23 protein-coding genes are annotated in these 24,246 nt (G+C 73.1%); 9 read left to right on the top strand and 14 right to left on the bottom strand.

Annotated elements, in window-relative coordinates; all coding sequences use genetic code 11:
• Positions 1-7 precede the first annotated feature (7 nt).
• Positions 8-184, top strand: a complete 177-nt coding sequence (locus tag AC0I8G_RS02515) for a CsbD family protein (RefSeq protein ID WP_471728518.1) — start codon at positions 8-10, stop codon at positions 182-184.
• A gap of 69 nt (positions 185-253) precedes the next feature.
• On the opposite strand, the gene guaA is transcribed toward AC0I8G_RS02515, so the two are convergent.
• Positions 254-1,849 (bottom strand): glutamine-hydrolyzing GMP synthase, encoded by a 1,596-nt coding sequence (gene guaA / locus AC0I8G_RS02510; protein ID WP_471728702.1) that lies wholly within the window; start codon positions 1,847-1,849, stop codon positions 254-256.
• 149 nt (positions 1,850-1,998) lie between these two features.
• On the opposite strand from guaA, the gene AC0I8G_RS02505 reads away from it, so the two are divergent.
• The 3 genes from AC0I8G_RS02505 to AC0I8G_RS02495 all read left to right on the top strand — a co-directional run bounded on the left by AC0I8G_RS02505 (position 1,999) and on the right by AC0I8G_RS02495 (position 6,800).
• Positions 1,999-3,741: an ABC transporter transmembrane domain-containing protein gene (locus tag AC0I8G_RS02505; RefSeq protein WP_471728517.1), complete on the top strand. Its 1,743-nt coding sequence runs from the start codon at positions 1,999-2,001 to the stop codon at positions 3,739-3,741.
• A complete protein-coding gene (locus AC0I8G_RS02500; protein WP_471728516.1) occupies positions 3,738-5,522 on the top strand; it encodes an ABC transporter ATP-binding protein in 1,785 nt (594 codons plus the stop codon). Before AC0I8G_RS02505 ends, AC0I8G_RS02500 begins: the two co-directional genes overlap by 4 nt.
• A 90-nt stretch (positions 5,523-5,612) precedes the next feature.
• Positions 5,613-6,800 carry an MFS transporter gene (locus tag AC0I8G_RS02495; protein ID WP_471728515.1) on the top strand — a complete coding sequence of 396 codons (1,188 nt, stop codon included), beginning with the start codon at positions 5,613-5,615 and terminating at the stop codon, positions 6,798-6,800.
• An 83-nt stretch (positions 6,801-6,883) separates the two neighbouring features.
• Here AC0I8G_RS02495 and AC0I8G_RS02490 read toward each other — a convergent pair whose 3' ends face one another.
• The 7 genes from AC0I8G_RS02490 to AC0I8G_RS02460 all read right to left on the bottom strand — a co-directional run bounded on the left by AC0I8G_RS02490 (position 6,884) and on the right by AC0I8G_RS02460 (position 14,713).
• Positions 6,884-7,843, bottom strand: a complete 960-nt coding sequence (locus AC0I8G_RS02490) for an oxidoreductase (protein WP_380158373.1) — start codon at positions 7,841-7,843, stop codon at positions 6,884-6,886.
• A gap of 29 nt (positions 7,844-7,872) precedes the next feature.
• Entirely contained in the window at positions 7,873-8,994 is a 1,122-nt protein-coding gene (locus tag AC0I8G_RS02485; protein ID WP_471728514.1) for a GuaB3 family IMP dehydrogenase-related protein, read from the bottom strand.
• 68 nt (positions 8,995-9,062) lie between these two features.
• Complete coding sequence (gene guaB, locus AC0I8G_RS02480) at positions 9,063-10,532, bottom strand: IMP dehydrogenase (protein WP_471728701.1); 1,470 nt, start codon at positions 10,530-10,532, stop codon at positions 9,063-9,065.
• Between the two features lie 78 nt (positions 10,533-10,610).
• Entirely contained in the window at positions 10,611-12,107 is a 1,497-nt protein-coding gene (locus AC0I8G_RS02475; RefSeq protein ID WP_471728513.1) for a hypothetical protein, read from the bottom strand.
• Positions 12,104-12,688: an RNA polymerase sigma factor ShbA gene (gene shbA, locus AC0I8G_RS02470; RefSeq protein WP_380158378.1), complete on the bottom strand. Its 585-nt coding sequence runs from the start codon at positions 12,686-12,688 to the stop codon at positions 12,104-12,106. Before shbA ends, AC0I8G_RS02475 begins: the two co-directional genes overlap by 4 nt.
• A gap of 274 nt (positions 12,689-12,962) precedes the next feature.
• Positions 12,963-13,574: a response regulator transcription factor gene (locus AC0I8G_RS02465; RefSeq protein ID WP_179750673.1), complete on the bottom strand. Its 612-nt coding sequence runs from the start codon at positions 13,572-13,574 to the stop codon at positions 12,963-12,965.
• Between the two features lie 146 nt (positions 13,575-13,720).
• The gene (locus AC0I8G_RS02460) at positions 13,721-14,713 is read right to left on the bottom strand and encodes a MerR family transcriptional regulator (RefSeq protein WP_471728700.1); all 993 of its coding nucleotides are present in this window, start codon (positions 14,711-14,713) and stop codon (positions 13,721-13,723) included.
• 325 nt (positions 14,714-15,038) lie between these two features.
• Here AC0I8G_RS02460 and AC0I8G_RS02455 point away from each other — a divergent pair, with 325 nt between their 5' ends.
• A complete protein-coding gene (locus tag AC0I8G_RS02455; protein WP_328294690.1) occupies positions 15,039-15,341 on the top strand; it encodes a WhiB family transcriptional regulator in 303 nt (100 codons plus the stop codon).
• A gap of 102 nt (positions 15,342-15,443) precedes the next feature.
• Here AC0I8G_RS02455 and groL read toward each other — a convergent pair whose 3' ends face one another.
• Positions 15,444-17,066 (bottom strand): chaperonin GroEL, encoded by a 1,623-nt coding sequence (gene groL, locus AC0I8G_RS02450; RefSeq protein ID WP_328294689.1) that lies wholly within the window; start codon positions 17,064-17,066, stop codon positions 15,444-15,446.
• Between the two features lie 103 nt (positions 17,067-17,169).
• Positions 17,170-17,466: a co-chaperone GroES gene (gene groES, locus AC0I8G_RS02445; RefSeq protein ID WP_328294688.1), complete on the bottom strand. Its 297-nt coding sequence runs from the start codon at positions 17,464-17,466 to the stop codon at positions 17,170-17,172.
• A gap of 201 nt (positions 17,467-17,667) precedes the next feature.
• Between groES and AC0I8G_RS02440 the strand changes: the two genes are divergently transcribed.
• A complete protein-coding gene (locus AC0I8G_RS02440; protein WP_471728512.1) occupies positions 17,668-18,846 on the top strand; it encodes a THUMP-like domain-containing protein in 1,179 nt (392 codons plus the stop codon).
• Here AC0I8G_RS02440 and AC0I8G_RS02435 read toward each other — a convergent pair.
• Positions 18,836-19,696 (bottom strand): alpha/beta fold hydrolase, encoded by an 861-nt coding sequence (locus AC0I8G_RS02435; protein WP_471728511.1) that lies wholly within the window; start codon positions 19,694-19,696, stop codon positions 18,836-18,838. The genes AC0I8G_RS02440 and AC0I8G_RS02435 overlap by 11 nt on opposite strands.
• Positions 19,697-19,774: 78 nt before the next feature.
• On the opposite strand from AC0I8G_RS02435, the gene AC0I8G_RS02430 reads away from it, so the two are divergent.
• Positions 19,775-20,236 carry a CGNR zinc finger domain-containing protein gene (locus AC0I8G_RS02430; protein WP_471728510.1) on the top strand — a complete coding sequence of 154 codons (462 nt, stop codon included), beginning with the start codon at positions 19,775-19,777 and terminating at the stop codon, positions 20,234-20,236.
• Here AC0I8G_RS02430 and rimI read toward each other — a convergent pair.
• Positions 20,217-20,678: a ribosomal protein S18-alanine N-acetyltransferase gene (gene rimI, locus AC0I8G_RS02425; RefSeq protein ID WP_380259867.1), complete on the bottom strand. Its 462-nt coding sequence runs from the start codon at positions 20,676-20,678 to the stop codon at positions 20,217-20,219. The genes AC0I8G_RS02430 and rimI overlap by 20 nt on opposite strands.
• Before the next feature lie 29 nt (positions 20,679-20,707).
• On the opposite strand from rimI, the gene AC0I8G_RS02420 reads away from it, so the two are divergent.
• Together AC0I8G_RS02420 and AC0I8G_RS02415 are read left to right on the top strand one after the other, a co-directional pair.
• On the top strand, positions 20,708-21,064 hold the full coding sequence (locus tag AC0I8G_RS02420) for a hypothetical protein (protein WP_471728509.1): 357 nt from the start codon (positions 20,708-20,710) through the stop codon (positions 21,062-21,064).
• Positions 21,065-21,087: 23 nt separating this feature from the next.
• Entirely contained in the window at positions 21,088-22,044 is a 957-nt protein-coding gene (locus AC0I8G_RS02415) for a squalene cyclase (protein ID WP_471728508.1), read from the top strand.
• 71 nt (positions 22,045-22,115) lie between these two features.
• Here the strand turns inward: AC0I8G_RS02415 and AC0I8G_RS02410 are convergent, their stop codons facing one another.
• Positions 22,116-23,483, bottom strand: coding sequence for an MFS transporter (locus tag AC0I8G_RS02410; RefSeq protein ID WP_471728507.1), 1,368 nt, complete (start codon positions 23,481-23,483; stop codon positions 22,116-22,118).
• A 63-nt stretch (positions 23,484-23,546) separates the two neighbouring features.
• Positions 23,547-24,212: a tRNA (adenosine(37)-N6)-threonylcarbamoyltransferase complex dimerization subunit type 1 TsaB gene (gene tsaB / locus AC0I8G_RS02405; protein ID WP_471728506.1), complete on the bottom strand. Its 666-nt coding sequence runs from the start codon at positions 24,210-24,212 to the stop codon at positions 23,547-23,549.
• Positions 24,213-24,246: the final 34 nt, after the last annotated feature.

The following is a 24,246-nucleotide window of genomic DNA, read 5'->3' as shown; positions in this document are numbered from 1 at the left end:
GCGGGACATGTCCATCGCGGACAAGGCCAAGAACGTCGTGCAGCAGACCGTCGGCAAGGCCGAGGAAGCCGTCGGGAAGAAGACCGACGACGCGGAGCTGACGGCGCAGGGCGAGAAGGACCAGACGATGGGTTCCGCACGTCAGAGCGTCGAGAAGACCAAGGACGCCCTCGACGAGAAGTGACGGTCGAGAACGGCAGGGGCTGACTCCTCCCGGGGTCAGCCCCTCCTCACGTCCGGGACCGCACGAAGCTCACTCCCACTCGATGGTGCCCGGCGGCTTGCTCGTGACGTCGAGCACCACGCGGTTCACCTCGGGCACCTCGTTGGTGATCCGGGTCGAGATCTTCGCAAGCACGTCGTAGGGCAGCCGCGTCCAGTCCGCCGTCATGGCGTCCTCCGAGGACACCGGACGCAGCACGATCGGGTGGCCGTAGGTCCGGCCGTCGCCCTGGACCCCGACGGAGCGGACGTCGGCGAGGAGCACGACGGGGCACTGCCAGATGTCGCGGTCGAGACCGGCCGCGGTGAGCTCCGCCCGGGCGATGGCGTCCGCGGAACGCAGGATCTCGAGGCGTTCCGGGGTCACCGCCCCGACGATGCGGATCGCGAGTCCCGGACCGGGGAACGGCTGGCGGTAGACCATCGCCTCGGGCAGACCGAGCTGCACACCGACCGCACGCACCTCGTCCTTGAACAGCGCCCGCAGCGGCTCGACGAGTTCGAAGGCGAGGTCGTCCGGCAGCCCGCCGACGTTGTGGTGGCTCTTGATCGTCGCCGCGCCGGTGCCGCCACCGGACTCGACGACGTCGGGGTACAGGGTGCCCTGCACGAGGAACTTGACCTCGCCGCCGGCCGCACCTTCAGCCTCGACGACGTCGCGGGCGGCCTGCTCGAAGACGCGGATGAACTCGCGGCCGATGATCTTCCGCTTCTGCTCGGGGTCGCTGACCCCGTCCAGCGCCTCCGCGAAGCGCTGGACCGCGTCGACGACGTGCAGCTTCACGCCGGTGGAGGCGACGAAGTCCTTCTCGACCTGCTCCGACTCCCCCGCGCGCAGCAGACCGTGGTCGACGAAGACGCAGGTCAGCTGGTCGCCCACGGCGCGCTGCACCAGGGCCCCGGCGACGGCGGAGTCGACGCCGCCGGAGAGGGCGCAGATGACCTTGCCGTCACCGATCTGCGCCCTGATCCGCGCGACCTGCTCCTCGATGACGTTGCCGGTCGTCCAGTCCGGGTCGATGCGGGCACCGTTGCGCAGGAAGTTCACCAGGACGTCCTGGCCGTGCGTGGAGTGCTTGACCTCCGGGTGCCACTGCACGCCGTAGAGGCGGCGCTCGTCGTCCTCGAAGGCCGCGACGGGGGTACCGGCCGAGGACGCGGTCACCCGGAAACCCTCGGGTGCGCGGGACACGCTGTCCCCGTGGGACATCCACACCGACTGCTCGGTCGGCTGGTCGTGCAGCAGCGTCGAGTCGTCGGCGTCGCTCAGGTTGGCGACGGTGCCGCCGTACTCGCGCTGACCGGTCTGGGCGACCTCGCCGCCCAACGCCTTGGCCATGGCCTGGAAGCCGTAGCAGATCCCCAGGACGGGGACCCCGGCCTCGAAGAGGGAGGCGTCGACCTGCGGGGCGCCCTCGGCGTACACGCTGGACGGGCCGCCGGAGAGGATCACCGCCGCGGGGTTCTTGGCGAGGATCTCGGCCACCGGCATGGAACTGGGGACGATCTCGGAGTAGGTGTCCGCCTCACGGACCCGACGCGCGATGAGCTGCGCGTACTGGGCTCCGTAGTCGACGACGAGCACGGGGCGGTGCGCGCGTTCCGCACCCACCTCGGCGAGTTCGATCTCAGGCTGGTCCTGGGGCTGGCTCTCGGGCGCATCCGGCGTCACGACCCAAGGGTAGCCGCGTGCGGGACCCCGTTCCTCCCCCGCGATCGTGGACGCCGGTTTAACGTGTGGGCACGGGTACGGGAATGCGATTACCGTCGTTGCTCGTGCGCTCCCTCCCGCTGAGCGATCCCGGAACCCCCGACGTCACCTCCCCCCTGCGCTTCCTGCTGCACACCGCGGCGCTGCAGTGGGCTCCGATGGTGATCGGCTCGGGCGTCGGGACCGTGTGGCTCCTCTCCCAGGCCGTCCTCCCCGCCGCCATCGGCAAGGCGATCGACGAGGGCGTGGTCGCCGGTGACCCCACCGCGCTCACCCGGTGGGCGCTGGTCGTCCTGGGCCTCGCCGTGATCACCGCGACGGCCGCGATCGTGCGCCACCGCTACGGCGTCACCAACTGGCTGACCGCCTGCTTCCGCACGCTGCAGCAGGTCGGGCGGCACACCGCCCACGCGGGGACCGCCGTCACGGAGAAGCTCCCCCAGGGCGAGGTGCTCGCCTCCATCGCCTCCGACGGGCCCCGCCTCGCCGACGCCTTCGACGTCACCCAGCGCGCCGTCGCCTCGCTCGCGGCCGTCGCCGTCGTCGCCGTCCTGGTGCTGCGCACCTCGGTGCCGCTCGGGCTCGTCGTCCTCGTCGGGGTGCCCGTCATCATGGCGTTCCTGCTCCTCCTCCTGCGGCCGCTGCAGGACCGTCAGCGCCTGCACCGCAAGCTGTCCGGTGAACTGACGTCGATCGGCACCGACACCGTGCGGGGTCTGCGGATCCTGCGCGGGATCGGCGGCGAGGAGGTCTTCCTCGGCCGCTACCGGGCCAAGAGCCAGCAGGTCCGCGCGGCGGGCGTGCGCGTCGCGACCTGGGAGTCGGCGCTGGAGGCGCTGCAGATCCTCGTGCCCGGCCTCCTCGTCGCCGCGCTCGTGTGGGCCGGGGCGCGGGCCACCGTGCGGGGCGAGATCACCCCCGGTGACCTCATCGCCCTCTACGGCTACGCCGCGTTCCTCACCTCACCGCTGCGCATGCTGGTGGAGGCCGCCGACAAGTACGCCCGCGCGCTCGTCGCGGCCCGGCGCCTCATCACGCTGCTCGAGGTCCCGCCCGCGGTGCACGACACCGGGCACGCCGTCAGCCCCGGCGGGGACCTCGCCGACCCGGAGTCCGGGGTCGTCGCCGACGCCGGTCACCTCACCGCCGTCGTCTGCGACCCGCCGGAGGACGCCGCGGTCCTGGCCCGCCGCCTCACCCGCTTCGACGACGACACCCGCGCCACCTTCGGCGGGACGGCCCTGCTCGACATGCCCGTCACCGACGTCCGCCGGCGCGTGCTGCTGGCCGAGGACGACGCGCAGCTCTTCAGCGGGACGATCCGCGAGCAGGTCGACCCCGAGGCCGCCCACGCCGACACCGAAGTGCTCGACGCCCTGCAGATCGCCGACGCCGTCGAGATCCTGGACCTCGTCGACGGCGGTCTCGCCGGGACCGTCACCGAACGCGGCCGCTCGCTGTCCGGGGGACAGCGCCAGCGCCTCGCCCTGGCCCGGGTGCTGCTGCGCGAGCCGGAGGCCCTGGTCCTGGTGGAACCCACCAGTGCCGTCGACGCGCACACCGAGGCCCGGATCGCCGGGCGGTTGCGCACCGCCCGCGCCGGACGGACGACCGTCGTCGCGACGGCCAGCCCGCTCGTCCTGCCGCAGGTCGACAGCGTCTGCTGGGTGCGCGACGGCCACGTCGTCGCCCGCGGGACGCACGCCGAACTGCTCGACCGCGACGCCCGGTACCGGCGTTTCGTCACCCGCGACGCGGGTGTCCCCGTGCCGCGGGGCGCGAAGTCCGACGTGGAGGGAATGGCATGAGCGAACGGACCACCGAGCCGACGACACTGCCCGTCGCCGACCGCGCGCAGGTGCTGCGCGACGTGAAGCGCCTGATGACCCAGAACCGCGGGCCGGGCCTGCGGATGCTCGGCCTGCACGCCCTCGCCGCGCTGGCCGGCCTCGCCGGGCCGTTCCTGCTGGGCCGCCTCGTCGACGACGTCGTCACCGCCCTGGGCGCGCGGACACCGCTGGCCGACGTCACCTCCAAGATCGACACCGCCGTGGCCGTCCTCGTCGGTGCCGTCGTCGTGCAGGCCGTGCTCGCGCGGCTGGCCCGGAAGCGCTCGCTCGTCCTGGCCGAAGGGGTCTTCGCGCAACTGCGCGAGGAGTTCCTGACCCGCGCCACGGCGCTGCCGCTGTCCGTGGTGGAACAGGCCGGCACCGGGGACCTGGTGTCGCGCACCACCAACGACGTCGACGCGTTGAGCTACACCGTCCGCTACGGCGCCCCGGCGATCCTCGTCGCGTCGGTGACCTCGGTGCTCACCGTGATCGCCGCCGTGTTCTCCGGACCGCTGGTGGCCCTGGCGATCGTCGCCGGCCTCCCCGGGTTGTGGTTCGCCACCCGCTGGTACCTGAAGCGCGCCCCGCAGGGCTACGCCGCCGAACGGGCCGAGTGGGGCCGGATCTCCACGACGCTCGGCGAGAACGTCGAGAACGTCCGCACCGTGGAGGCGCTGAACCTCGCCGACCACCGCGTGCACCTCGTCGACGACGTCATCGGCGCCACCGTGCGGCGCGAGCGCTACACCCTGTCGCTGCGCACCGTGTGGTTCCCCAGCATCGAGATGTCCTACCTGCTGCCCGTCGTCGTCGCGTTGCTCTGGGGCGGCCTCCTCGTCCGGCACGACCTGCAGAGCGTCGGTCAGGTCACCACCGTCGTGCTCTACCTGCGCCAGCTCGTCGGCCCCGTCAACGAACTCCTCGCCTGGTGGGACGAACTGCAGGTCGGGCAGGCCTCCTTCGCCCGGGTCGTCGGGCTCAGCGCCGTCGACGCCGACCGGGTCGAGAGCTCCGACCGTCCCGTCCACGACGAGATCGCCGCGGACGCCGTCGGGTTCGAGTACAGCCCCGGACGCCCTGTCCTGCACGGGGTCTCGCTGGCCCTGGAACCGGGCGAACGGCTCGCCATCGTCGGCCCGACCGGCGCGGGCAAGTCGACGCTGGGCCGGCTGCTGGCCGGGATCAACCCGCCCACCCACGGTTCGGTGCAGGTCGGCGGCGCGGAGGTCACCGGGTTGCCGCTGGACGAACTGCGCTCGCGGATCGCCCTGGTCACCCAGGAACGGCACGTGTTCGCCGCGACCCTGCGCGACAACACCGCCCTCGCCGCCCCGGGGTCCTCCGACGCCGTCGTCCGCGAGGCGCTCGCGGCGGTCGACGCCCTCGGCTGGGTCGAGGCCCTGCCCGAGGGGCTCGACACCCCCGTCGGCGAGAACGGCCTCACGTTGTCGGCCGCGCAGGCCCAGCAGGTCGCCCTCGCCCGGTTGGTGCTGGCCGACCCGCACACCCTCGTCCTCGACGAGGCGACGTCGCTGCTCGACCCCAACGCCGCCCGCCACCTCGAACGCTCCCTCGCCGCGGTGCTCGAGGGCCGGACGACCGTCGCCATCGCCCACCGCCTGCACACCGCCCACGACGCCGACCGGATCGCCGTGGTCGAAGGCGGCCGGATCACCGAGCTCGGCACCCACCACGAACTGGTCGACGCCGGCGGTCCCTACGCCGACCTGTGGCGTTCCTGGCACGGCGAGGCCTGACCCCGCCGCGTTACGATCGGGGACGTTCACTCTCAGGGCTCCGGTGCGTCAGAGGTGGGGAGGCGCACCCGCACCACTGGAGCCTGCCCTGTGACGAGCCCACCCGTCTCCCTGCGCTCGCGCTACTCGCGACTGCCCGAGATCGCCGGTCGCACCTACCTCGCGACCACCGCCCTCGGACGACTCCCCGTCGCGATGGCCCCGCTCGCGATCCTCGCGCTGGTCACCTCCACCAGCGGCTCCGTCGCCGTCGGCGGCATCGCCAGCGCCTGCTCCGCCCTCGGTGAAGCCCTCGGCGTGCCCGTCGTCGGCGCGCTCGCCGACCGGCGCGGGCAGCGGGCCGTGCTGCTGAGCGTCGTCGCCCTGCACCTCCTCGCGCTCGGCGGCCTGTTCGCCGCCCTCGCCTCCGGCGGCCCCTGGACGCCCCTGGCCGCGGCCGGCGTCGGTCTCACCCTGCCCTCGGTGAGCGGTTTCTCCCGCGCCCGCTGGCTGCGGATGACCGCCGACGGCGACGAGCGCTCCACCGCGTTCGCCTTCGAGGGCACCGTCGACGAGGCGGCGTTCATCCTCGGTCCCGCCCTCGTCGGGGTCATCGGGGTGCTGATCAACCCGACGGCCGCCCTGCTCGCCACCGCCGGGCTGAGCGCCGTCTTCGTGTCGGCCTTCGCCTGCCACCGCAGCCACCGGATCACCGCCCCCGCGCGCCGCGCAGGACGTCCCCGACCCGCGCGGGTCCCCGGCGTCGTGCTCGTCCCGGTGCTCGCGATGCTCGCGATGGGCGCCGTCTTCGGCGCGACCCAGACCGGGGTCACGGCCGCCGCGGAGGCGGTCGGCTCCCCCTCGACCGGCTCGCTGGTCTACGCCCTCTCCGCGATCGGGTCGACGGCGACGACGGTCTGCCTCGTCCTGCTGCCCAGGACCTTCGGCCTGCGCGCGCGCTGGACCGTCTGCGGGGCGGGACTGCTGCTCGGGGCGGGCCTCATGGCCCTGGCCGCGGACTCGCTCGGCGCACTGTCCCTCGCCGTCCTCGTGATGGGCGTCTTCGTCGGGCCGACGCTGGTCACGGTCAACACCATCGCCGCCACGCTCGTCGACGCCGAACGCGGAGCGTTCCTCATGGCCCTGCTGAGTTCCGGGGTGGTGCTCGGCATCGCCACCGGCGCAGCGCTGGGCGGCGCGCTCGCCGAGGGGTTCGGCCCCGCGTGGGGGTTCACCGTCGTCGCCGCGGCCGCCGTGCTGCTGCTCGTGCTGGCCCCGCTCGCCCCGACCCGCCGCTGACCGGCGGAAACAACACTCTCCGCCCTCTCAGAGCGCGTTCGAGGGCGGAAAGTGTTGTTTCCGCGGGGAAGTGGGGGATCGCGTCAGGCGGTGAGCTCGGCGTAGTCGACGCCGGTCCACTCCACCGACCGGGCCCACAACCAGGCGGCGTCCGCGGTGTCGTAGGCCGCGGCGCTCGCCGCCACCAGCACGGGGAAACCGCGCCACTCGTTGCGTCCGTCGGGGCCGAAGTACTCCCCGCCGAGGACGTCGGGATCGGTCGCGGCGCGCAGCAACGGCCACGCCCCCTGCGCCGGCGGCTGCCCGATCGCCCGGCCGAAGACGGAGCCCAGGGCCTCGCCGAACCGGTTGCCGCCCAGCGGGGTGTTCTTCCACAGGCTGGTGTCGGACAACCCCGGGTGCGCGGCCACCGAGACGATGCCGGCGTCGACGGCGAGCGCCCGACGCTGCAGCTCGAACCCGAACAGCAGGTTCGAGAGCTTGGACTGCCCGTAGGCGAACCACTTCTGGTAGCTGCGTTCGCTCTGGTAGTTCTTCCGGTTCAGCCGGCCGAACTTGTGGGCGACGCTCGCGACGGAGACGACCCGGGCCCCGCCGCCCGCGAGCAGCGCGGGCAGCAGCAGGCCGGTGAAGGCGAAGTGCCCCAGGTGGTTCGTGCCCACCTGGGTCTCGAAACCGTCCACCGTCCGCCCGAACGGCGGCGCCATGACCCCGGCGTTGTTGACCAGGACGTCGATGCTGGACCGGCGGTGCAGGACGTCGCTGGCGGCCCGGCGGACGCTGGCGAGGTCGGCGACGTCGAGCGGGATGACCTCGACGGTCGGCTCCACGCCGGAGTCGCGGACCTCGGCGGTCAGCTGCGCGAGCGCCGCCCGGCCACGTTCGGCGTTGCGGCACGCCAGCAGGACGTCGGCGCCGCGGCGGGCGAACTCCGTCGCGACCTGCAGACCGAGCCCGCTGTTCGCGCCGGTGACCAGGACCGTCCGCCCCTCCTGCCGGCCGATGGCGTCGGGCGTCCAGGGGGCGGTGTCCTGCTGCGGCACAGTGAGTTCCGTTCGGTCAGGAGGTCGGTTCAGGCAGGCTGGTAGGGCGAGACGACGACCTCGATGCGCTGGAACTCCTTGAGGTCGGAGTACCCCGTCGTGGCCATCGAGCGGCGCAGCGCACCCATGAGGTTCGTCGTGCCGTCGGCGACGCGACCCGGACCGTTGAGGATCTCGGCCAGGGGCGCGGAGGTGCCGACGTGGACGCGCTCACCGCGGGGCAGCACCGCGTGGTGGGCCTCGGGGCCCCAGTGCCAGCCGCGGCCGGGAGCCTCGGTGGCCCGGGCCAGCGACGCGCCGAGCATGACGGCGTCCGCACCGCAGGCGATGGCCTTGACGATGTCTCCGGAGGTCCCGACGCCGCCGTCGGCGATGACGTGGACGTAGCGTCCACCGGACTCGTCCATGTAGTCGCGGCGGGCCGCGGCGACGTCGGCGACGGCCGAGGCCATCGGCGCGTGGATGCCCAGCGCCTTGCGCGTGGTGTGGGCCGCTCCCCCGCCGAACCCGACGAGGACCCCGGCCGCACCGGTGCGCATGAGGTGCAGCGCCGCGGTGTACCCGGCGGCACCGCCGACGACGACGGGGACGTCGAGCTCGTAGATGAAGCGCTTGAGGTTCAGCGGTTCGCTGCTGCCCGAGACGTGCTCGGCCGAGACCGTCGTGCCGCGGATGACGAAGAGGTCGACCCCGGCGTCCACGACGACCTTCCAGAACTCCTGCGTCCGCTGCGGGGAGAGCGCGCCGGCGACGGTGACCCCGGCGGCGCGGATCTCGGCGAGGCGGCTGGTGATGAGTTCCGGCTTCACCGGTTCCGCGTAGATCTCCTGCATGCGCGGGGTCGCGACGGCGGGGTCGAGGGCGGCGATCTCGGCGAGCAGCGGTTCCGGATCCTCGTAGCGGGTCCAGAGGCCCTCGAGGTCGAGGACGCCGAGGCCCCCGAGCTTGCCGAGGGCGACGGCCGTCGCCGGCGAGGCCACGGAGTCCATCGGCGCGCTCATCACGGGGATGTCGAAGTGGTACGCGTCGATCTGCCACGTCGTGGAGACGTCTTCGGGGTCGCGGGTACGGCGGCTGGGGACGACAGCGATGTCGTCGAAGCTGTAGGCGCGACGCCCCCGCTTACCGCGGCCGATCTCGATCTCAGACACCCGGCAAGGCTACCCGCTGGAGACCCCGCGACGATCCGCGCCGCGGGGCCCCCTGCCGGGCGGGCGGGTCAGCGACCGCCGTAGTTCGGTGCCTCGACGGTCATCTGGATGTCGTGCGGGTGCGACTCCTTCAACCCGGCCGGGGTGATCCGGACGAAGGTCCCGACCTGCTGGAGCTCCGGGACGGTGCGCGCACCGGCGTAGAACATCGACTGGCGCAGCCCGCCGACGAGCTGGTGCGCCACGGCCGAGAGCGGGCCGCGGTAGGGGACCTGGCCCTCGACACCCTCGGGGACGAAGAGGCTGTCGGAGGCGACGTCGTTCTGGAAGTAGCGGTCCTTGGAGAAGGAACGCCCGCCCTGCCGGGTCTGCTGGGCCCCGAGGGAGCCCATGCCGCGGTAGCTCTTGAACTGCTTGCCGTTGATGAACACCAGGTCGCCCGGGCTCTCGTCGCACCCGGCGAGCAGCGAGCCGAGCATGACGGTGTCGGCGCCGGCGACGAGGGCCTTGGCGATGTCGCCGGAGTACTGCAGGCCACCGTCGCCGATGACCGGCACCCCGACGGGCTTCGCGGCGCGCGAGGCCTCGTAGATCGCGGTCACCTGCGGAACGCCGACCCCGGCGACGACGCGGGTGGTGCAGATCGACCCGGGCCCGACACCGACCTTGATGCCGTCGACCCCGGCGTCCACGAGCGCCTGCGCGGCCGTGCGGGTCGCGACGTTGCCGCCGACGACGTCGACGTGCGCGGCGGCGCTGTCGTTCTTGAGCCGGGAGATCATCTCGAGCACGGCCTTGGAGTGCCCGTGCGCCATGTCGACCACGAGCACGTCCACGCCCGCGTCGACGAGGCCCATCGCGCGCTTCCAGGCGTCCTCGAAGATGCCGATCGCGGCGGCGACCCGCAGCCGGCCGTCGTCGTCCTTCGTGGCCAGCGGGTACTGCTCCGACTTCACGTAGTCCTTGACCGTGATCAGGCCGGTCAGGCGGTTGCGGGAGTCGACGATCGGGAGCTTCTCGATCTTGTGCTGACGCAGCAGCTGCATCGCGTCGTCGGTGGAGATGCCGACGGGCGCGGTGACCAGCGGGGGCTTCGTCATGACCTCGTGCACGGGGCGCGAGAAGTCGCTCTCGAAGCGCAGGTCGCGGTTGGTGACGATGCCGACGAGGCGGCCGTCGGCGTCCACGACCGGCACGCCGGAGATGCGGTAGCGCCCGCAGAGGGCGTCCACGTCGGCGAGGGTCGCGTCCGGGGTGGTCGTGACGGGCTGGGTGACCATGCCCGACTCCGACCGCTTCACGAGGTCGACCTGGGCGGCCTGCTCCTCGGCGGAGAGGTTGCGGTGCAGGACGCCGAGACCACCCTGACGGGCCATCGCGATGGCCATCCGGGACTCGGTGACGGTGTCCATGGCGGAACTCAGCAGCGGGATCCGCAGGCTGACGCGCTTGGACACCTTGGTCGAGGTCTCGACCTCGGACGGGATGACGTCCGACTCGCCCGGCAGCAGCAGGACGTCGTCGTAGGTCAGGCCCACGAACCCGAAGGGGTCGTGGTGCTCGGCAGGGGATTCGACGGAAGGTTTGTCCTCGGACCGCACGCTCACCCCCCGATGCTACGACCCGGCGGACGCCGTCCCGGACGCCGTCTCGGACGGATCGACGACGTCGGGGCTCGGCTCGGCTCCCGCGCTGGGCGAGGGCTCCACCACGACGGGCAGCGTCGGGGTCACGACCTCGACCGGATCGGGCACCACCGGCGGGGCGGTGTCGGTCACCGGGGCCGAGGGCGGCGGGACCACCGGGTCCGTCGTCGTGGACGGCGGTGCCTCCGGGCTGGTGGTGGTCTCCGTGGGGGCCGTCGACGTCCCCGGGTCGCTCGGCGAGCCCGTCGAGGGATCGCTCGGGCTCTGCGTCGGGGTGTCCGTCGGGGGCTGCGTGACCGTCGGCGGCGTGGTGACGCTGCCCGACGGCACCTCGGTGACCACGGGTGGGACGTAGGGCGGGACCACGGGGTTCGAGGACGACGAGGACGACGACGACGACGAACCGGAACCCCGGCCCGGCGAGGACGTGGAGCCCCCGGGAGCGCCGCCCGAGGTCCCCGTCGCCGTCCCGGTGGCGCCGGTGGGCGCGGTGGTGGGCACCGGGGTCTGGGTCGGGACCCAGGGCGTGGAGCTCGGCGACGCCGTCGGCGACGCGGCGTTCACGACGTCCGTCAGGGACGTCCCCGACGGCGTCGGCGTGGGCGCGGCGGACGAGGGCGTGGGTGCGCTCGTCGGACCCACCGCGGTGCCGTCGACGTCGGACTGCAGGTCGTCGAGCTTCGCGGTGACCGTCGCGGCCAGCGTGGCGTCGATGTCGTCGGAGGCGTCGATCTGCCGGGACAGGTTCCGGACCCGGGCCAGGGCCGACTCGCTGTCGCCGGCCTGCACCTCGATGTCCGCCTGCGCCAGTTCGCGCTTGACCCGGTCCGTCGGGGTGCCGCCGAAGGCACGGAACACCGTGTCGGGGAACCAGCCCGGCAGCTGCACGGCCGCGGAGCTGCCGGTCCGGCCGTCCTGGCCCGCGATCGAGCCCGCGCCGGTCGCCGCGGCGGCGGCGGTACCGCCGAGCAGGGCGAGGACGGCGGCCGCGGCGGCACCGCCGTGACCGATCCGGCGCAGCGTGCGACGGGAGGCGAGCAGCACCCGTGGGGCGGGCACCGGGGCCGGGAGGCCCTCGACCTCGAGGGCGAGGTCGGGCACCTGCACCGGCCGCACCCCGGCGGTCAGGGGGTCGGCGTGCAGCGCGTAGGAGTCCAGCAGCCGCGCGACGGCGTCGCGCAGGTCGGCGTCGGTGGTGTCGTGGCTGCCGAGGCGGTCCAGCAGGGCGTCCGTGGCCAGCAGGTCGGGCACGGAGACGAAGGCGTCGTCCACGTCCCCCCCTCCCCGGCCGACCGGGTCGTCCACGTCGTTCGTGTCGTTCGCGTCGTTCGTGTCGTTCGTGGCGGAGCCGCGGACGCCGCGGAGGTGTCCGGCCCGCAGGTGGCCGTCGCGCAGGTGTCCCCGTCCGCCGGTGCCGGCGGTGGTCTCGTCGTCGGGCCCGTGGCCCGGGCGGTCGTCGTCGCTCACGGGGCGACCCGCAGCGTGAGGTCCTCGCTGGCGATCTTGCGCAGCTTCTGCATCGCGCGGTGCTGGGCGACGCGCACGGCGCCGGCGGTCATGTCCAACGCACGTCCGGTCTCCTCGGCCGACATCCCGGCCCCCACGCGCAGCGTGATGATCTCGCGCAGCTTGGGCGGCAGGGTGTCGAGCAGCTTGCCGACGGTCTCGGCGTCGAAGGCGTCGAGAGCGAGTTGCTCGGGACCCGGTTCGGCGCTGGCGCCGTCCGGGACGTCCTCGGTCGGGACCGGGGAGCGGTAGGAGGCCCGCTGGGCGTCCGCAACCTTGTTGGCCGCGATCCGGTACACGAACGCCTCGAAGGGACGTCCGGTGTCCTTGTAGCGGGGCAGGGCCGTCAACACGGCGATGCAGACCTCCTGTGCCGCATCTTCTGCGGCGTGATCAGCTCCGGGCAGTCGCCCGAGCTTGGCCCGGCAGTAACGGTGGACGAGGCGGCGCACCGCTGCCAGGAGATCGGCGACGGCGCCCTGCTCCCCCGTCAACGCGCGCGTCGCCAGTTCCTGGAGCCCCCCGGCATCCGAACTGTTCATCGCTGCAGGCCGCACGGGTGTTACACCCTGCGCCGCCCTGGTTCCGTCGCCCCCGCCAGGGGCCTCGGCGGCGTCGCCGAGGTCACCCGGAAGATCGGTGCGGAGGTCGGTGGGACCGGCCCCGGGGCGCGCGACGGCGTCGTCGTCCCCCGAGAACTGGACCCGGGGGACGTCGGGAGCGACGGCAGCACCGACGTCACGCCTGCTGGCGTCTGCGTCGGGCCGGCCGCCGGCACCAACTCCGACTGACTCGTCGCCCCCGGGGCTCACCCACCTACCGTACGAGACCCCAGCGGAATCCCACAGCCACCGCTTGAGCGCGGTCGGCCGCCTCGAGCTTGCGGAACAGTCGACGAGCGTGGGTCTTGACCGTGTCCTCGGAGAGGAAGAGCTCGCGCCCGATCTCCGCGTTGCTGCGCCCGCGGCTCATGCCGACGAGCACCTGCTGCTCCCGCTCGGTGAGCACGGGCGCCCGGCCCGTGAGCACCGCACGCGTGCGGTTGCCGCCACGACGACGGCTGACGTCCTGCAGCGCCTGGAGCACCGCGGTGGCGAGCTCCTCGCGCGAGACGTCCTTGACGAGGTACCCGCGGGCTCCGGCCGCGACCGCGCGGGCCACTCCGTCACCGTCCTCCGCCATCGTGGCCATGAGCACGTTCGCCTCGGGGTGACGGGCGAGCAGCCGGCGCGCTGCTTCGACACCGCCGATCCCGGGCATCCGGACATCCATGATCACCAGCGAGGGCCGCTCGACGGGCCAGCGCTGGAGCGCTTCTTCGCCCGAGCTCGCACCCACGACCCGAGTGACGCCGGGGACGGCAGCCACCATGCGACGCATGGCCTCGCGCGCCAGCGGAAGGTCATCGCAGACCAGAACCGTTGCCACCACAAACCTCTTCCCTGTGTGGGTGGAGCGCGGCCGTCCGTGGCCCCGCCGTGGAGCACGTCGGGTGCCCCACAGGAAGAGTTGTCGGCACGCGGGAGCGCCGACCTGAGCGTTCAGGTGCACGGCGGTCCCGGTGAACCCGCTGGTCAGGCGGTCGAGGCCTCGACGCACCTCGCGACGGCGTCGGCGAGCCCCGTGGCCACCTCGGCGCCGCGCAGCCGGTCCTTGAGCGCCGGCGTCCACCCGTCCCCCAGGAGGACGACGAGCGGCGCGGGACGGACCCGGGCCAGGGCCAGCAGGTCCTCGACGACGTCGGCGGCGGGTTCCGCGTCGGTGTGCAGGAGGAGGGCGGGCGGGCGCACCCGGCGCACCGCGGCGGCGAGCATCCGCACGGGGACCCCCTCCCCCACGCTGCGCGCACCGGCGCCGGCCTCGGCCAGGGCGGCGGCCGCGGCGAGCAGCACGGGACCGCGGGCCACCTGGGCGGCCGGGTCGTGCAGCGCGGCCAGCAGGACCGCGCGGTCCCCGGTCGCGACGGGCAGCGCGGCCAGCGCCCGGGCGACGGCCGCGTGCATGGCCGCGTCGCGGGTGACGAGCGCGGGACGCAGGACGGCGTCCCAGGCCGGTGCGACCCCCCGGCTGCGGATCTCCTCGGCGAAGCGGTCGGCGAGGCTGCTGACGGCCCAGTCCACGGCGTCGGTGGGTCGTCCGTGGTGCCCGGGCAGGCTCTCGGCGTCCTCGGACTCGTCGGGCCCGGAGAGCGCGGAGAGCGCGGGCGCCTCGTCCGCTGCGGTGACCTCGAGGGCCGGGTCGAGCCCGGAACCGGGGCCGGCGATGGCCACCGCGTCGGTCACGGCGGCCTCGATGACCGCCGCCGGGATCGTCGAGACGCTCGCCAGCGCGAAACCCCCGTCGGCGACGGCGGTGGTCGCGGCCAGCTGCGCCGCCTCGGACGGCGCGACGCCCTCCAGGGTCAGCCGGCGCATCACGACGAGGCGGGCCAGGTCGGAGGAGGAGTAGCGGCGGTGCGCACCCGCGGTGTGCTCGGAGGGGCCGAGGCCGTACCGGCGGTCCCAGGTCCGCAGCGTGGCCGGGGCCACCCCGAGGCGGCGCGCGACGGCGGCCACCGTCAACGTCATGCGCGGGGCCGGAGGCACGGCAGCTCCCTCGGAGGGTGCGGCGGGGGACATGGCTGCAGTGTCCCAACGTCGGGGGCCGTTCGCCACTCGCCCCGTTGGTCAGGGTTGTTCAGCCTTGTTCACGGCGTTCGGGTGGCGGAGGCACCGGGGATCTGCACCTTGTTCAGCACGTTGGGCAGAGGTTGTTCACCCCCGCGCCACGTCCCGGTCACCCCCGCACGGGCAGATTGGTTGAACAAGTTCCGACCAGGGGCTTGAACAACTTCTGACGCGGTTGTACGTTCATGACCAGTCAGCAAGATCCCTCCCGAACCAGGAGCGCACCATGGCCGAGATCTCCCGCCTCCCCGGACCCGTCGCCGACGTCTGGGAGTGGCAGCTCGACGGAGCCTGCCGCGAGGCCGACCCGAACCTGTTCTTCCACCCCGAGGGCGAGCGTGGCCCGGCCCGTCGCAACCGCGACGCCGCGGCCCAGGCCGTGTGCGGTGGCTGCCCCGTCCTGGAGATGTGCCGCAAGCACGCGCTGAAGGTCCGTGAGCCCTACGGCGTGTGGGGTGGCCTCACCGAGGACGACCGCGAAGCCGTCTACGCCACCGAACGCCGTCGCGGACTGCGCATCGCCAGCTGACCCCTGTTCCACCCGTGCGCGGTGTGGTGCGGCGTGCGGAGAACGTGAAAGGGCCCGGCCCCCCGAGGGGGAGCCGGGCCCTTCGTCGTTCAGGGAGAGCGGTCAGTGGCCGTGGCCGTGACCGTGGCCGCCGCCGTTGACGGCGAGGTCCTCTTCCTTCTTGTCCACGACGAGGGTGTCGGTGGTCAGGACCATCGACGCGATCGACGCGGCGTTGCGCAGCGCCGAGCGGGTGACCTTGACCGGGTCGAGGACGCCGGTCGCGAGCAGGTCGACGTACTCGCCGGTCTGGGCGTTGAGGCCGTGACCGGCCTCGAGCGCACGGACCTTCTCGACGACGACGTAGCCCTCGAGGCCCGCGTTCTCGGCGATCCAGCGCAGCGGCTCGGAGGCCGCCTTGCGGACGAGGGCGACACCGGTGGCCTCGTCACCGACGAGACCGAGGTTGTCCTCGAGCACGGACACCGCGTGGACGAGAGCGGAACCGCCGCCGGCGACGATCCCCTCCTCGATCGCGGCGCGCGTCGCGGAGACGGCGTCCTCGATGCGGTGCTTCTTCTCCTTGAGCTCGACCTCGGTGTGCGCGCCGACCTTGATGACGACGACACCGCCGGAGAGCTTCGCCAGACGCTCCTGGAGCTTCTCGCGGTCCCAGTCGGAGTCGGTGCGCTCGACCTCGGCCTTGATCTGGGCGACGCGACCCGAGATGTCCTCGGATGTACCGGCACCGTCGACGATGGTGGTGTCGTCCTTGGTGACGGTGATGCGGCGGGCGGTGCCCAGCGCGTCGAGGTCGATCTGGTCGAGCTTGAGGCCGACCTCCTCGGCGACGACCTGCGCGCCGGTGAGGGTGGCGATGTCCTGCAGGATCGCCTTGCGGCGGTCCCCGAAGCCGGGGGCCTTCACCGCGACGGCGTTGAAGGTGCCGCGGATCTTGTTGACGACGAGGGTCGACAGCGCTTCGCCGTCGACGTCCTCGGCGATGATCAGCAGCGGCTTGGAGGCCTTGAGGACCTTCTCGAGCAGCGGCAGCAGGTCCTGGACCGTGGAGATCTTGCCCTGGTGCACGAGCACGTAGGCGTCCTCGAGGATCGCTTCCTGACGCTCGGCGTCGGTCACGAAGTACGGGGAGATGTAGCCCTTGTCGAACTGCATGCCCTCGGTGAAGTCCAGCTCCAGCGCGGTCGTGGAGGACTCCTCGACCGTGATGACGCCGTCCTTGCCGACCTTGTCGAACGCGTCGGCCAGCAGCTCGCCGACGCTCGCGTCCTGGGCGGAGATCGTCGCGACGTGCGCGATGTCACCCTTGCCGTCGACCTCGCGGGCCATCGACAGGAGCTTCTCGCTCACCGCGTCGACGGCCTTGTCGATGCCGCGCTTGAGGCCCGAGGGGGCCGCACCGGCGGCGACGTTGCGCAGACCTTCGTGCACGAGGGCCTGGGCGAGCACGGTCGCGGTGGTGGTGCCGTCACCGGCGACGTCGTTCGTCTTGGTGGCGACCTCCTTCGCGAGCTGGGCGCCGAGGTTCTCGTAGGGGTCGTCGAGCTCGATCTCGCGGGCGATGGTGACGCCGTCGTTCGTGATCGTCGGCGCACCCCACTTCTTGTCGATCACGACGTTGCGGCCCTTGGGCCCCAGGGTGACCTTGACGGCGTTGGCGAGCGCGTCGACGCCACGCTCCAGCGCCTTGCGGGCGGTGTCGTCGAACAGCAGCTGCTTGGCCATGTGTGCGGACCTTTCCGTTCAGTGGCGAGCTTCGGGGCGGGAACAGGAGACGCCCCGGGCACCCGGAGTGCGGGCGCCCGGGGCGTCTGGACCTGTCAGTCGCTTACTTGGCGACCTTGGCGAGCACGTCGCGCGCCGAGAGGATCAGCAGCTCGTCGCCGCCGTACTTGACCTCGGTGCCGCCGTACTTGGAGTAGATGACCTTGTCGCCGACGGCGACGTCGATCGGCACGCGGTTGCCGTTGTCGTCGACGCGGCCCGGACCCACAGCCAGGACTTCGCCCTCCTGGGGCTTCTCCTTGGCGGTGTCCGGGATGACGAGACCGGATGCGGTCGTCTGCTCCGCGTCGAGCGGCTTGACGACGATGCGGTCCTCGAGCGGAGTGATGGAGACCGACACTGGTGCGGCCCTCCCCTTCTGCTTCAGCGAACTGGCACGGACGGTCGGTTCGGGGAGCGGACGACCGTCGTCGCGGGTGCCGGACGGCCGCTGCCCCGGTTGGCACTCTCCAGGGGGGAGTGCCACCGACGCTGCGCGAGACGCTAGCACTCAGGGCGGGCGAGTGCCAGATCCGGTGCCCCTCCTGGCAGCATCGACCGGGTGAACGTTTCCGACGTCGACGCCCTGACCTCCCCGCAGGGACGGGCCCTGCTGGCCGAGCTGGCGGGGACGGCCGGCGAGGACCCCGTCGCGCTGGCCGCCCGGTTGCGCCGCGCGGGGCACGATCCCGCCCTCGCCGCGCTCGCCACGACGCAGTCGCGACTGCGCGCGAAGGCCGCCACGAAGTTCGGGCCCCGCGCGGACGGGCTGCTCTTCACGGCGGCCGGTGCCGAGCAGGCCACCCGCGCCGTGGTGGCGGCCGAGCACGCCCGCCGCTTCGCCGCCGCCGGGGTGCACCGGGTCGCGGACCTGGGCTGCGGGATCGGCGCGGACTCGCTGGCGTTCCTGGACGCCGGGCTCGACGTCCTGCCCGTCGACGCCGACCCCACGACGGTCGCGGTGGCGGCGCACAACCTGGGGCGCGAGGTCCGCTGCGCGGACGTCACGGCCGGGGTTGTCGACGAGCTCGGCCCCGGGGACGGCGCCTGGTTCGACCCGGCGCGGCGGACCTCCGGGGGGCGGCGCCTCTTCGACCCGGAGGCGACCTCTCCCCCGCTCTCCTTCGTCCTCGCTACGGCCGCCCGGGTCCCGGCGACCGGCGCGAAGCTCGCCCCCGGTCTGCCGCACGAACTGGTCCCGGCCGGCGCCGAGGCGCAGTGGACGTCGGTCGACGGGGAGGTCGTCGAGTGCGCGCTGTGGTGCGGACCGCTGGCCCGGCCGGGTCTCGTGCGCAGCGCCCGTGTCGTGCGGGGTGCCACCGCCCACGAGATCGACGACGCCGACCTCCCGGTGGCCCCGGTCGGAGCGGTCGGTGAGTTCCTGCACGAACCCGACGGGGCGGTGATCCGTTCGGGGTTGGTGGCGAAGGTCGCGGCCGACCTGGACGGGCGACTGGTCGACGAGACGATCGCCTACGTGAGCACGGACTCGTCCCGGACCTCCCCGTTCACCCGGGCGTTCCGGGTGCTGGAGGTCATGCCGTTCGGGCTGAAGCCCCTGCGCGCCCGGCTGCGCGAACTCGACGTCGGAACCCTGACCGTGAAGAAGCGCGGGACGGCCGTCGACCCGGACCAGTTCCGCAGGCAGCTGGCGCTCAAGGGCTCGCGCACCGCGACCATCGTGCTGACCCGGATCGCGGGGAAGCAGAGCGTGCTGGTGGTGGAACCCGTCACCCCGTGACGCGGGCGAGGAACTCCCGCACGTGGTCGGTGACCTCGTCGAGGGCGCTCTCGAGCAGGAAGTGCCCGCCGTCGACCAGTCGGACCTCTCCGCCGACCGCCTCGGCCAGCGCCGTGGCCCCGGCCGGCCCGAAGATCTCGTCGTCGCGCCCCCACACGGCCAGCAGCGGGATCCCCCGGGTGCGCAGGAGTTCCTGGACGGGTCGGTAGAGCGGGACGTTGCTCGCGTAGTCGGCGAACAGCGCCAACTGCACCCGGTCGTTGCCGGGACGGGCCAGCGCGGCCGCGTCGTGGTGCCAGGTGTCCGGGCTCACCACGCTCGGGTCGGGAACCCCGTGGGTGTACTGCCAGCGGATCGCGTCGACGCCCAGCGCCGGGCGCAGCGCCTCCTCCGTCTCGGCCGTCCGGAGTTCGCCGTGCGCCCAGATCGGCGCCCAGAACTCCGGGACGAAACCCGCCTCGTGACCGTTGCCGTTCTGGCTGACGACGGCCGTGACGGCGTCCGGGCGCTCCAGCAGCAGGCGCCAGCCGACGGGGGCGCCGTAGTCCTGGACGTAGACCGCGAACCGCGCGACGCCGAGCCGGTCCAGCAGGCGGCCGGTGAGGTCCGCGAGCGCGGCGAAGGAGTAGTCGAACTCCTCGACCGCGGGGGCGTCGGAGAGCCCGAACCCGAGCAGGTCGGGGGCGATGACCCGGTACCGGTCGGCCAGGCGGGGGATCAGCTCGCGGAACATGAACGAGCTCGTCGGGTAGCCGTGCAGCAGCACGACCACGGGCGCGTCGGGAGCGCCCGCCTCCCGGTAGAAGAGCTGGAACCCGTCGACCTCGGCGTAGCGGTGGTGCGTGGTCATCGTCTAACCTCTCTAGTGGTCTGGAGCGGTTAGAGTCGCCCGGTACTGCTAACCTGTCAAGTCGACGAGGAGGGTTAGATGACCGATCCGGACGAGGAACTGCTGCTCGGCCTGCTCAACAGCACCCCGGTGCTCGACGGCCGGCCGCAGGACCTGCTCACCGCGGACGCGGGCGAACGACCCGCCCTGGTGCGGGCTCGGGACCTGCTGCAGTCGGTGGTCCGCGGCGACGGGGACGCGTCCCTGCTGCAGGAACTGCTGGTCGGCGTCACCTGGACGGCCTCCGTGGGCCCCCGGGGCGTCGAGCGCGTCCTGTGGACGGCCGACGCGAACCCGTCGGTGGTGCGCGCCGTCCTGGCCTGGGACGCCCTCGAACGCGAGCGCCCGGGACGGCTGCGGCCCTGCGCGAACTCCGAGTGCCGGCTGTTCTTCGTCGACCGCTCCCGGGCCGGGACGGGACGTTGGTGCTCGATGGCGGTGTGCGGCAACCGGATGAAGGCCCGCCGCCACCACTCCCGGGTCAGTTCCCAGGACGCCTGACGTCGGCCCGCAGGATCAGCGCGTCGACGTCGTCGGGCTGGTAGTAGCGGGCCCGGCGGGCGATCTGGACGAAACCCTCGCTGAGGTAGAGGTTCTGCGCCGGGGTGTTGTCGGCGCGGACCTCCAGCAGCAGGTGGGTCGCGCCCCGGGCGACGACCTCCTCGCGCAGGGCCCGCAGCAGCGTCCGGCCGGTTCCCCGGCCCTGCTGGTCGCGGGCGACGCCGATGGTCTGCACGTCGGCGTCGGCACCGGTCACCACGACCCCGCCGTAGCCGACGACGCGCCCGTCCTGCAGGGCGACGAGGAAGCTCCGGTTCGGCCGCGCCAGCTCACCCCAGAACGACTCCAGCGACCAGGCCGTCGAGCCGAAGAGGTCCTGTTCGAGGGCGTGGACGTCGGCGACGTGCCACCAGCGCATCTCGTGCAGTTCGACGGTTCCCACCGGGTCAGGGTAGGTGGTTGGATCCCGGGGTGTCCTCGGTGCGGAGATCGGTCCTGGCGCTCAACGCGATGGGTGCTGCCGCGGCCGCGGGCTTCGCCGTGCGGGGTGTGCTGCGGCCGGAGTACGTGCAGCCGAACAGGTCAGCCGACCCGCTGGCATCGTTCTGGGCCGCGTCCTCGGCCGTCCGCACCGCGGCCGTCGCCGTCCCCCTGCTGGTGTCGTTGGCCCGCGGTGACCGGTCCATCCCGACCCTGCTGGCGATCGCCGGTGCGGTGCAGCTCGGTGATTCCCTGCTGGGGATCCAGCGGCGCAACCCCGGGATGGCGCTGGCCCCCGCCGTGATGGGCGCCCTCCACCTCGCCACCGCGCGTCGCCTCGCCGGCTGAGCCCCGCTGACTAGCCTGGGCGCATGGTGCTGCCGCAGGCGACGCTGGACTGGCTGCTCGACTCCGACCCCGCCCTGCGCTGGCAGGTCGAACGCGACCTGCTCGGCGCCCCGCCGCAGGTCTGGGAGACCACCCGCGACCGCGTCCCGACCGAGGGTTTCGGCGCACGCCTGCTGGCCGCGCAGGACGCCGACGGGCAGTGGGCCGGCGGGGCGTACTTCCCGGCGGACGCGAGCCCCGCGGAGGATGGACAACCCTGGACGGCCACGACGTGGGCGCTCAACGACCTGCGCGAGTGGGGGGTGGACGCCTCGGCGCTGACCGGCACCGCCGACGCCCTCGCCGAGAACTCCCGCTGGGAGTACGACGGTCTGCCCTACTGGGGTGGCGAGGTCGACTGCTGCGTCAACGCGTGGACGCTGGCCAACGGGACGTGGCTCGGAGCGGACGTCTCAGGGATCGCGCGGTGGTTCGTGGACCACCGGCTGCCCGACGGCGGCTGGAACTGCGCGTGGGTGGACGGTTCCACCCGCTCCTCGTTCCACTCCACGCTGAACTCCCTCAAGGGGTTGCTGGCCCACGAACGGGCCACCGGGGGGTTGGGGGAACTCCGGGCGGCCCGCCACGCCGGGGAGGAGTACCTGCTGGAGCGCCGTCTGCTGCACCGGCTCTCGACCGGGGAACGCGTCGGACCCTGGGTGAGCCGCTTCGCCTTCCCGCTGCGCTGGGAGTACAACGCCCTCAACGCCCTCGACCACTTCCGGGCCGCGAACCTGCACGACGGGGGCGCCCCCGATCCGCGGCTGGCCGAGGCCGTCGAGGTCGTGCGCGCCGACCGCCGGGAGGACGGGACGTGGTTGCTGGAGCACCGCCACCCCGGGCGGTCGTGGTTCGAGGTCGACGGCGAGGTCGGAGAACCTTCGCGCTGGCTCACGTTCCTCGGGACCCGGGTGCTGCAGTGGTGGGACGCGCGTCACTGACGCGGCCCGGGAAGGGGAACGTTCGGCGGCTCCCGGAGCGGTCCGGGCCGCCGAACGTTCCCCTCCTCCGGTCAGGCCTTGCGGTCCGCACGCTCCCCACGCACGTCCACCAGCAACCGGTCGGAACTCGTGCGGAACCGCTTGGTACCCAGCATCATCGCCGCGGCCAGGAACGGCAGGACGCCCAGCGCGGCGATCCCCAGCGCGTCGGAGTCGGTGGCGCTGGCGATCCCCTCCCGCAGGTTCGGGGCCACGAAGCCGCCGAGGTTGCCCAGGGAGTTGATGAGCCCGATGCCGGCCGCGGCGGCCGGTCCGGTGAGGAACGCCGTCGGGAAGGACCAGGTGATGGGGCCGATGCTGAGGAACGACGACACCGCGATGGTGATGAAGAGGATGCCCAGCAGTGCGTACCCGTTGGCTCCGGCCCACGCGGAACCGAAGACGAAGATCCCGGTGCTGACGAACAGCAGCGCGCCCCAGACCCGGCGGCGGGCCACGGTCACCGCGTTCTTGCCGGTGAGGTAGCAGGCGAAGATGCCGACGGTCCACGGGATCGCGGCGATCAGCCCGACCTGCCAGCCGACGTCGCGGCCCACCAGGCTGGACACCTGGTCCGGCAGGTTGAACGTCACCCCGTACACCGCGATCTGCAGGCAGAAGTAGATGACGGTGAAGTACCAGACCCGGCCGTTGCGCATGGCCGCCCACACCCCGCTGGGTCCGTCGCTGCGGCGCAGCTCGTCCTCCCCGGCCATCGCCTCGCGCAGGGCGGTCTTCTGCGGCGCGGAGAGGAACGTCGCCTTCTCGGGGGAGTCCACCAGGAGGAAGATCGCGGCCACGCCGGCGACCACGGCCAACAGGCCCTCGACGGCGAACATCAACTGCCACCCGGTGACGCCGCCGGCCGAGGCGTTCCCCACGTCGATGAGGAGCCCCGACAGCGGGGAACCGATGATCTGCGAGAACGGCTGGGCCAGGTAGAAGATCGCGAACAGCCGCACCCGGTCCCGGTTCGGGAACCACTCCGAGAGGTACATGATGATGCCGGGGAACAGACCGGCCTCGGTGACCCCGAGCAGGAAGCGCAGCACGATGAACGACTTCTCGCCCTGCACGAAGCCGAAGCACGCTGAGACGATGCCCCAGGTGATCGCGATGCGGGCCAGCCACAGCTTCGCCCCGAAGCGCTGCAGGGCGAGGTTGCTGGGGATCTCGAAGATCGCGTAGCCGATGAAGAACACCCCGGCGCCGAACGCGTACGCCGCGGCGGAGATCCCGCGGTCCAGCTCGAGGCCCTTCGTCGCGAACCCCACGTTGGTGCGGTCCAGGAACGCGACCACGTAGAGGATCACGATCATCGGCATCAGCCGTCTGGTCGCCCGACTGACGGCCGAGGCGAGCACGGTTCCGGACGGTGCGGCCGGCGTCGTCGCTGACATGGAGACCTCCTCGTCGAGACTTCCCGCTGTATCGATCGACAGGTTACGCCGAGTCGTGCTCCGTCACGCCGTGACGCGCTTGCGCGCTCCCGGCTCCACGGCGTCGGGGCGTCGCAGGTACAGCGGTTCGGGGGCCAGCAGTTCCCACGTCGCCCGGCCGGCGAGGGTGTCGACGACCAGGTGCGCCAGCGCACCACCGTCGGCGTCGAACGGAGCCCGGGCAGGACCGAGGGAGTCGGGGTAGAGGCGGGTGCCGGCGCCCACGACGGGCACGTCGGGGGTCAGCGACGCCGGGGCGACGACGTCGGGACCGGCGGTCCGCCGCACCCCCTCGGCCGTGGCGAGGTAGCGCGCGGTGTGGACCTCGCGGCGGCGGGCGTCGGTGGCGACGAGGAACTCCCCGCTCAGCCCCTCGGCGACGGCCTGCGCGGCCAGCACGTCGAGCGAGCAGACCCCGTGGACCCGGGCCCCCCAGGCCAGGGCCAGCGTGCGCGCCGTCGCCAGCCCGACCCTCAGCCCGGTGTAGGGGCCGGGACCGACCCCCACCGCGACGTCGGTGACCTCGGTCCGCTCCCGGCCGGCCTCCTCGAGGACGGCGGCGATCGTGGGGACGAGCACCTCGTTGTGGTGGCGCGCGTCCCCCGCGCGGGCGGCGGCCAGGACCCGGTCGCCGTCGTGGACGGCGACCGCCACCCCGGCGGTGGCCGTGTCGATCGCGAGCAGGAGCACGCGAGCAGGGTAGCCGGGTCACTACAGTGGCCGC

The organism is Kineococcus sp. AC630 (genome assembly GCF_979255925.1).
Note: the sequence above shows the minus strand (reverse complement) of the source record. Positions and strands in the feature narration are given on the sequence as shown.

Coding starts and splice junctions, on each gene's coding strand:
- AC0I8G_RS02515 (WP_471728518.1), top strand. CDS start 8: ATGTCCATCGCGGACAAGGCCAAGAACGTCGTGCAGCAGACCGTCGGC.
- AC0I8G_RS02500 (WP_471728516.1), top strand. CDS start 3,738: ATGAGCGAACGGACCACCGAGCCGACGACACTGCCCGTCGCCGACCGC.
- shbA (WP_380158378.1), bottom strand. CDS start 12,688: ATGAACAGTTCGGATGCCGGGGGGCTCCAGGAACTGGCGACGCGCGCG.
- AC0I8G_RS02460 (WP_471728700.1), bottom strand. CDS start 14,713: ATGACGTTGACGGTGGCCGCCGTCGCGCGCCGCCTCGGGGTGGCCCCG.
- AC0I8G_RS02455 (WP_328294690.1), top strand. CDS start 15,039: ATGGCCGAGATCTCCCGCCTCCCCGGACCCGTCGCCGACGTCTGGGAG.
- groL (WP_328294689.1), bottom strand. CDS start 17,066: ATGGCCAAGCAGCTGCTGTTCGACGACACCGCCCGCAAGGCGCTGGAG.
- AC0I8G_RS02435 (WP_471728511.1), bottom strand. CDS start 19,696: ATGACCACGCACCACCGCTACGCCGAGGTCGACGGGTTCCAGCTCTTC.
- AC0I8G_RS02430 (WP_471728510.1), top strand. CDS start 19,775: ATGACCGATCCGGACGAGGAACTGCTGCTCGGCCTGCTCAACAGCACC.
- AC0I8G_RS02415 (WP_471728508.1), top strand. CDS start 21,088: ATGGTGCTGCCGCAGGCGACGCTGGACTGGCTGCTCGACTCCGACCCC.
- AC0I8G_RS02410 (WP_471728507.1), bottom strand. CDS start 23,483: ATGTCAGCGACGACGCCGGCCGCACCGTCCGGAACCGTGCTCGCCTCG.